This is a genomic window from Pseudomonadota bacterium, from assembly GCA_026388215.1.
In the GTDB taxonomy this organism is placed as follows: Bacteria; Desulfobacterota; Syntrophorhabdia; order Syntrophorhabdales; family Syntrophorhabdaceae; genus JAPLKF01.
This window is the reverse complement of the sequence record JAPLKF010000151.1, coordinates 1-8563: the sequence shown is the minus strand read 5'-3', so window position 1 is coordinate 8563 and position 8563 is coordinate 1. Positions and strand designations below refer to the sequence as shown.

Below are 8563 nucleotides of genomic sequence, written 5' to 3'. Positions count from 1 at the left end.
TCAGGGACAATCTCCTGAAAGAGAAGATAGATCTGGGTGTTATCAACATGCCCTGTGTGAATGAGATAGATAAAGAAGTTATGGAAGGGGTTCTAAAGCTGCCGTATATCTTTACCTATGAAGACCACAATCTCCGAACAGGTGTTGCCCCTTTAGTAGCAGGTTATTTGTTAAGGGATGGTTACAGAGGAAGGATGGAATCTTTCGGGGTGAAAGATTATGGGGCATCAGGTGATACCGAGGAGGTATTAAGGGTAGAGGGCCTCGATGTTGAATCAATGGTCCAAGCATTATTGAAGATAATACGGTAAAATATGATAAATAACCAATTTCCAATTACCAATAACCAAATCATCAATAACCAATCAATGAATAATAACCAATTTACCAAGCACCAAGTTCCAAATGGGCTTCAATTATCAAATATCAATAATCAAACAAATTCTAAGTCTGTAATTTGGAATTTGATTATTGGTCATTGTCTTTCATTTGGATATTGTAATTTGGTTATTGATTATTTTCTAATGTTGGGGGGTAGCAATGGAAGACATTAAGGGCATGTACAAGAAGGTTGTGAAGGACAATTTCCCGGATACCATAAAAATTGATATGGGCGGGCAGATACTTCTTTATAAAAAGAAGGTATGGAGCATCTATGATGGCGATGAAAAATGCAATGTGGAACGGGGCTTAAGGTATGGTGAGAATCCGGACCAGGCTTCAGCGATGTACGAGCTTTCAAATGGCAACATTGTACTCGGGGGTGTGAAGTTCTTTGATTATAAAAAAGGGCTTGTAAGCAGGATTACTGAGAAGGACATGTTACAGGTAGGAAAACATCCAGGAAAGATTAACCTGACCGATGTGGACAATGCCCTCAATATCTTAAAATTTCTTGATAAAAAACCTGCTTGTGCCATTATGAAGCACAACAATCCATCAGGTGTGGCATACGGTACTACCCCGAAAGAAGCCTTTGAAAAGGCATTTATGTCTGACAGGATAGCGGCCTTTGGAGGATGCATTGTTTTTACAAAGAAGATAGATGAAGAAGCGGCAAAGGCAATGGCCCCTTACTATTTTGAGGTTGTGTGTGCCCCTGAGTTTGACGGGAAAGCGTTTGATGTGCTGAAGAAATGGAAGAATCTGAGACTCTTAAAGATTGAGGAGATAGAGAGATTGCATGAGTATAAATTTAAACGATATATTGATATAAAATCACTGATGGATGGCGGGCTTGTTATTCAGGAATCGCAGCCCTTTAAAATAAAGGGGAAAGAGGACCTTAAACCGGCTGAAACGATATATAAGGGTGAAGTTTACAGGATAAAGAGGACACCCACAGAGAAAGAGTACCAGGATATGTTTTTTGGCTGGTATGTTGAATCAGGTGTGAGTTCTAACTCGGCCCTTTTCGTGAAGGATGAGGCTACAGTTGCAATAGGGACAGGTGAACAGGACAGGGTTGGTGTGGTTGAGATATCCGTCTTCAAGGCGTATAAAAAGTTTATGGACCTTGAGGTTTTTAAGAGGCATGGGGTTCCTTATGCAGTGTTCAAACTGGAGGCTGAGAGAGGGTTAAGAAGGATGGAAGACCTGATAGAGGTGGAGAAATACACAAGGGAGCAGAGGGCAGGGCTCGTGGGTTCGATAGTCGTTTCTGATGGTTTTTTCCCCTTCAGGGATGGGGTTGATGCGGCAATAAAGGAAGGAATTACAGGGGTTATACAGCCGGGTGGCTCGGAGCGGGATTTTGAGGTGATTGAAGCCTGTAACGAGGCAAATATAACAATGGTTTTTACTGGGCAGAGGCTGTTTAAACATTAGTAGAATAAAGTTAGAGCAGGTTGACCCCTTGAATCCTATGCCTTGTGTAAGAATATAGTTAAATGAAAAATATCACATATTATTCAATGATTACATAATAAATCTAAATATTTTTATGTTCCACTATGTTTTGTGTTGACAAAATGTTGAAGTCAAAATATAATTGTGAAAATAATAACAAATTATCTAAAAAATCCATTGGAGGTAAAAAATGAAACCATATTTTGAAAAAATGCAAGATTGGGGTAAGCCAATAAAAGTGAACGTGAAAAACGCAGAAGAGATCAAAAAAGTCGAAGAGGAAATTACGGCGCTCGTCGAGCAGAAGAAAAATGCGGGTTTACCGAAAGAAACGCTTAATAAAAGGGGCGAATGGACGGTACACCAGAGGCTGGAATACATCCTGGACCCTGGTACATGGGCTCCTCTTCACATACTTTATGACCCGATGGATGAAGAATCAGGGACTACCGGTGTTGTGGATGGTCTCGGCAGGATAAACGGCAGGTGGTGTGTAATAATCGGGTTTGACAACAAGGTTATGGCAGGAGCATGGATTGCAGGGCAGGCAGACAATATTCTCAGGGTCACCGACATTGCCAAGAGATTACATTGCCCACTTGTTTGGCTTGTTAACTGCAGTGGCGTGAAGTTGACTGAGCAGGAAAAGGTGTATGCAAACAGAAGGGGTAGTGGAACAACATTCTTTAGACATGCTGAACTAAACAAGCTTGGCATCCCCGTTCTTGCTGCAATCTATGGAACGAACCCTGCTGGTGGAGGCTACCAGGGGATTAGTCCGACACTACTCCTTGCCCATAAGGATTGTAACATCGCCGTCGGCGGTGCAGGCATCGTGAGTGGTATGGCGCCGAAGGGATACTTCGACGAGCCAATGGCAGAGCAGATTATCGACGCAACGAGGAAATTCAAGTCTGTGCCTCCAGGAAGGGTTGAAATCCATTACGACCATACAGGGTTTTTCAAACAGGTATTTCAGACCGAAGAGGCGATTCTTGATGCAGTGAAAGAGTGGGTGACCTATTTGCCCGCCTATAACAGCAAATTCTTCAGGGTGGCAGAGCCGGCAGAACCAAAATTCCCGGCTGAAGACCTGTACAGCATCGTTGCTTTCAACCAGAAGATGGTCTACGATATTGAGCAGTTCATGGCAAGGCTCGTTGACAACAGTGAACATATGGAGTTTAGACCCGATTACGGTCCGGAACTATATACTGGTCTCGTGAAGATCGATGGATTCCTTATTGGTGTCGTGGCGAACAGGCAGGGTATCATGCCGAAGGGTTATCCAGAATACGCGCCCTATCCCGGTATAGGCGGCAAGTTCTACCGTCAGGGACTCATCAAGGTCAATGAGTTTGTCACGCTCTGTGGCAGGGACAGGGTTCCTATGCTGTGGATACAGGATACGTCTGGTATCGACGTTGGTGACATCGCAGAGAAGGCTGAGCTTCTTGGTCTCGGTCAGTCACTCATTTACTCCATAGAGCAGGCAAACGATAGTCCGATGATGTGCATCGTTCTGAGGAAGGGTACCGCAGCAGCCCACTACATTATGGCCGGACCTCAGTCAAACAACAACAACGCCTTCACCCTTGGTACTGCCACCACGGAAATATACGTCATGCACGGTGAAACAGCTGCAGCTGCAAGCTTTGCGAGAAGGCTTGTGAAAGAGAAAGATGCAGGTAGACCGCTTGCCCCTGTGATTGAAGCCATGAACAAGACGGTCAAAGAGTATTACGATAAGTCGAGGCCATCCTACTGCGCAAAGACGGGATTGGTGGATGAGGTAGTTCGGATGACAGATCTCAGAAAGTATCTCGTGGCTTTCGCCAACTGCTGCTACCAGAATCCGAACTCAATATGCCCGCAGCATCAGATGATGATACCAAGGATCATTAAAGGGTAAAAATAGTAAAAGGGGTGGATCGATGTATCCACCTTCTTTTTTAATAAGCCCGTTAACCAATACGTCAAATGATGTTAACGGATATTTTTTATAGTATAGTGTGGTTTTCAGGTGTGAACAGGCCATGAGAGATAGGCTTTCTGAAACACTCGAGGAATTTAAGGAAAAGGGTAATTACAGGACATTAAAATATATAAAACCAGTCTCTGCAACAAGAATCATTTACAATTCAAAGGAATGCATTAATCTTTGCTCTAATAGCTATCTGTCCTTACATACACACCCTGATATTGTGGAGGCTGCAAGGAAGGCTACCAGTGAGTACGGGTCAGGTACATGTTCTTCAAGAAGCGTATCAGGAAGTATTGACCTTTACAAGATACTCGAGAAAGAAATTGCTCAATATAAAGGCTATAAAAAAGGGCTCATCTTTTCAAACGGCTATATGGCAAATATAGGTATTATATCAACACTGATTGGAAAGGATGATGTGATTTTCAGCGATGAATTAAACCATTCGAGTTTAATAGACAGCATGAGGCTTTCACGCGCAAAGAAGGTAATTTACAGACACAGGGATGTAAATCACCTTGAAAGGAAGCTCAAAAAAGAAAGGGCAAAGGGGAAAAGATTTATAGTTACGGAGTCAATCTTCAGCATGGACGGAGATATCGCCCCTCTCAAGGATATCTTTCAGCTTAAAGAAAAATATGGGGTCCACATAATTCTGGATGATGCACACGGGACAGGGGTATTTGGAGAAAAAGGGAGGGGTATTGAGGAATTATATGGATTATCCGGCTCTATGGATGTCCATATGGCAACGTTTGGAAAGGCGCTCGGTTCATTTGGTGCATTTGTGCTTTCCGATAAGGTTGTACTGGAATACCTTGTGAACAGGGCACGGACATTTATGTATACAACGGCACTGCCTGCATCTTCCCTGGCAGCATCGATTGCCGCCTTGAGACTGATAAAAAAGGATACATCCTTTAAAGACGAACTATGGAGAAATATAGATTATATGAGGGACAATCTGACAGGGATTGGTTTTGATTTAAAGGATAGTGCAGGCCCGATTATTCCCATTGTGGTTGGTGAAGATAAAAAGACACTCGCCATGCAGAACCAGTTGCTTAAAAAGGGATTATTTCTCCAGGCCATAAGGCCCCCTACGGTTCCGGAAGGGACTTCAAGACTAAGGTTAACTGTTGTAAGGGGATTGACAAAGGATGATATGGATTATGCGATAGAGGCACTTGTCGATGCAGGTAAGAAAATGGAACTTATCTAAATAGAATAGGATTCGAGGATTCGAGGGTTAAAGGGTTCCAGTGTTTTTCGCTTGAATCTTTGACCCCTTGAACCCTTATAGTCAGCCGGGAGATTTATGCACAATAAGGACTTACTAAAGGACTGGGATAAAAAATACATCTGGCATCCATTCACCCAGATGAAGGATTACATGGGCATGGAGCCGCTTGTCATAGAAAAGGGGGAAGGCTGTTATCTCGTTGATGTGAATGGAAAAAGGTATATTGATGGGGTTTCTTCACTCTGGGTTATTGTTCACGGCCATGGAAAGGAGGAATTGATAGAGACAATCGAGAAGCAGTCAAAAATCCTCTGTCATTCAACCCTCCTCGGACTTGCGAATGTGCCATCTATTTTGCTGGCAAAAAGGCTTATCGATATAGCGCCCCGTGGCTTATCAAGGGTGTTCTATTCTGATAACGGTTCTACATCTGTGGAGATTGCATTGAAGATGGCATATCAATACTGGCAGCAGAGGGGTGAGAAAAAGAGGAAAAGATTTATTTCATTTACGAACGGTTACCACGGAGATACAATCGGGTCGGTCAGTGTAGGTGGCATTGATTTGTTTCATAAGGTTTACAGGCCCCTGCTTTTCAAGACATACAAGTCTCCTTCACCATATTGCTATAGGTGCCCATTTAAGCTGAAAAAAGAATCATGCAATATGGCATGCGTTGAGGAATTTGAAGGTATTATTAAGAGACATAGAGATGAAGTGTGTGCGGTAGTAATCGAACCCCTTGTGCAAGGGGCGGGTGGCATGATAACACAACCTGAGGGGTTTCTCTCTGCTATCTGGAATATTACAAAGAAAAACGGCCTCCTTTTTATCACAGATGAGGTGGCTACTGGTTTTGGAAGGACAGGGTATATGTTTGCCTGTGAAAAAGAGAAGGTGCAGCCTGACTTTATGTGTGTTGCAAAAGGCATTACCGGAGGGTATTTACCGCTTGCAGCTACCCTCACAACTGATGCAATCTTTGATGGTTTTCTTGGAAGATTTGATGAATTCAAGACCTTTTTTCACGGGCACACATACACAGGTAATCCCCTCGCATGTGCTGTGGCAATAGAGAATATCGAGCTATTTAAAAAAGAGAATATCCTTGAAAGGCTGAGGGATAAAATAGAATTATTGCGCAAGGGCTTACAGAGGTTTTATGAGTTATCCCATGTTGGCGAAATAAGACAGTGTGGTTTTATGGTCGGTATTGAGCTTGTTAAAAGCAAAAAGACAAAAAAACTGTGTCCTCCAAAGGAAAAGATAGGGCAGAAGGTAATAGCAGAGGCACGCAAAAGAGGTGTAATCATCAGGCCCCTCGGTGATGTGATTGTCCTTATGCCACCGCTTGGGATTGACAAAGCCACCCTTCAGCAACTTGTCAACGTTACGTACGAAAGCATTAAGATAGTAACAGGCACTTAGCTGTCAGCTATCAGCCATCAGCTTTTAGTTCACTTTGCGCTATGCCCTATGCTGCAAGACACCCCGAACGTTTCTTGCCGTGCATCCTGTATACAAGGTTTTATCGTCGCTTGCCCCTCTCCAAAAGGTTTTGTATAAAAAACAGATAGAAAAATATTTCCTTAAGGAGTAACATGTATATGAAAGATTTAAAAGGAGGCCGGTCACATGAATAAGGTAATGATATTCATAATTGCATTCACCATGTTTGCAGCTTCAACTGTGTATGCAGTGGAGATAAATTTTTTATGCAGGAATGAATGTATATCGAAGGGATACTTGATGGGTTACTGCAATTCAATGTGTGCTCACGAAGATGAATCCGGTAAGAAAACAAAGGATTTCGATTGTATTTCATCCTGCGTGAAAAAGGGATATACAATTTTCAATTGCTATCAGTCATGTTCTATAACCAATAGCAAATAAAGAACCCATAGAAAGAGCCGAAATCTATAATTACAGCATGAGCTACCCATAAATCCTTGATTGAATAAAGGGTTCCTGACTTATTGCTGGTGGCTAAAAGCTGATAACTTTTTTATTAAAATATTTTAATTATAATCCCTTGACAAATTTTTTAAAATGAGTATACTTAGTACTCTCTGGTTTATATTTAATATGTTCTTTGAAAAGAAAAAATAGTAGGTCCTCGTTCAAGTATGAACAAGTACGAACAATTTACAGGTTTGATCTGAGAGTTTGATCCTGGCTCAGAACGAACGCTGGCGGCGTGCCTAACACATGCAAGTCGAGCGCGAAAGTCCCTTCGGGGGCAAGTAGAGCGGCGGACGGGTGAGTAATACATGGGTAATCTACCTTTGAGATCGGGATAACCCTGCGAAAGTGGGGCTAATACCGGATAAGACCACGTGGCATAAGCCACGGGGTCAAAGGTGGCCTGTATTCATACAAGCTATCACTTAAAGAGGGGCCCATGGCCTATCAGCTTGTTGGCGAGGTAATAGCTCACCAAGGCTATGACGGGTAGCTGGTCTGAGAGGACGGCCAGCCACACTGGGACTGAGACACGGCCCAGACTCCTACGGGAGGCAGCAGTGGGGAATATTGGGCAATGGGCGAAAGCCTGACCCAGCGACGCCGCGTGGGTGATGAAGGCCTTCGGGTCGTAAAACCCTGTCGGGTGGAACGAATCTCCGCTCCTCTAATACAGGGGTGGATTGACGGTACCACCGAAGGAAGCCCCGGCTAACTACGTGCCAGCAGCCGCGGTAATACGTAGGGGGCGAGCGTTGTTCGGATTTACTGGGCGTAAAGAGCGCGTAGGTGGTTCGATAAGTCGGAGGTGAAATCCCTCGGCTCAACCGAGGACCCGCGTCCGATACTGTCGAACTTGAGTGCAGGAGAGGAGAGCGGAATTCCCAGTGTAGCGGTGAAATGCGTAGATACTGGGAGGAACACCGGTGGCGAAGGCGGCTCTCTGGACTGTCACTGACACTGAGGCGCGAAAGCTCGGGGAGCAAACGGGATTAGATACCCCGGTAGTCCTAGCCGTAAACGATGGGCACTAGGTGTGGGAGGTATCGACCCCTTCCGTGCCGCAGCTAACGCGTTAAGTGCCCCGCCTGGGGAGTACGGCCGCAAGGTTGAAACTCAAAGGAATTGACGGGGGCCCGCACAAGCGGTGGAGCATGTGGTTTAATTCGACGCAACGCGAAGAACCTTACCAGGGCTTGACATGCCGGTGGTAGCGACGGGAAACCGAAGCGACCCTTCGGGGAGCCGGTGCAGGTGCTGCATGGCTGTCGTCAGCTCGTGCCGTGAGGTGTTGGGTTAAGTCCCGCAACGAGCGCAACCCCCGTTGCCGGTTGCATTTCTCTGGCGAGACTGCCTCGAGAAACGGGGAGGAAGGTGGGGATGACGTCAAGTCAGCACGGCCCTTACGTCCAGGGCTACACACGTGCTACAATGGCTGGTACAGAGGGCAGCTACCTGGTGACAGGATGCTAATCTCAAAAACCGATCTCAGTTCGGATCGAAGTCTGCAACTCGACTTCGTGAAG

Annotated in this window: 6 protein-coding genes and 1 rRNA gene; all 7 read left to right on the top strand. The window is 44.7% G+C overall.

Annotated elements, in window-relative coordinates:
• Window positions 1–311 (top strand): hypothetical protein (locus NTU69_08835; protein ID MCX5803615.1); only part of this gene is annotated, 311 nt, incomplete at its 5' end.
• Between the two features lie 229 nt (window positions 312–540).
• Window positions 541–1827, top strand: a complete 1287-nt coding sequence (locus NTU69_08830; protein MCX5803614.1) for an IMP cyclohydrolase — start codon at window positions 541–543, stop codon at window positions 1825–1827.
• Between the two features lie 211 nt (window positions 1828–2038).
• Window positions 2039–3760: a glutaconyl-CoA decarboxylase subunit alpha gene (locus NTU69_08825; GenBank protein ID MCX5803613.1), complete on the top strand. Its 1722-nt coding sequence runs from the start codon at window positions 2039–2041 to the stop codon at window positions 3758–3760.
• Between the two features lie 124 nt (window positions 3761–3884).
• Window positions 3885–5054, top strand: coding sequence for an 8-amino-7-oxononanoate synthase (gene bioF, locus NTU69_08820; protein ID MCX5803612.1), 1170 nt, complete (start codon window positions 3885–3887; stop codon window positions 5052–5054).
• A 96-nt stretch (window positions 5055–5150) separates the two neighbouring features.
• On the top strand, window positions 5151–6503 hold the full coding sequence (gene bioA, locus NTU69_08815; GenBank protein MCX5803611.1) for an adenosylmethionine--8-amino-7-oxononanoate transaminase: 1353 nt from the start codon (window positions 5151–5153) through the stop codon (window positions 6501–6503).
• A 207-nt stretch (window positions 6504–6710) separates the two neighbouring features.
• Complete coding sequence (locus NTU69_08810) at window positions 6711–6968, top strand: hypothetical protein (protein ID MCX5803610.1); 258 nt, start codon at window positions 6711–6713, stop codon at window positions 6966–6968.
• 261 nt (window positions 6969–7229) lie between these two features.
• Window positions 7230–8563: ribosomal RNA gene (locus NTU69_08805) — 16S ribosomal RNA — on the top strand; the annotation flags it as partial.

Bases quoted from the DNA above. Each gene is read 5' to 3' on its own strand.
- NTU69_08830 (MCX5803614.1), top strand. From the start codon at position 541: ATGGAAGACATTAAGGGCATGTACAAGAAGGTTGTGAAGGACAATTTC.
- NTU69_08825 (MCX5803613.1), top strand. From the start codon at position 2,039: ATGAAACCATATTTTGAAAAAATGCAAGATTGGGGTAAGCCAATAAAA.
- bioF (MCX5803612.1), top strand. From the start codon at position 3,885: ATGAGAGATAGGCTTTCTGAAACACTCGAGGAATTTAAGGAAAAGGGT.
- bioA (MCX5803611.1), top strand. From the start codon at position 5,151: ATGCACAATAAGGACTTACTAAAGGACTGGGATAAAAAATACATCTGG.
- NTU69_08810 (MCX5803610.1), top strand. From the start codon at position 6,711: ATGAATAAGGTAATGATATTCATAATTGCATTCACCATGTTTGCAGCT.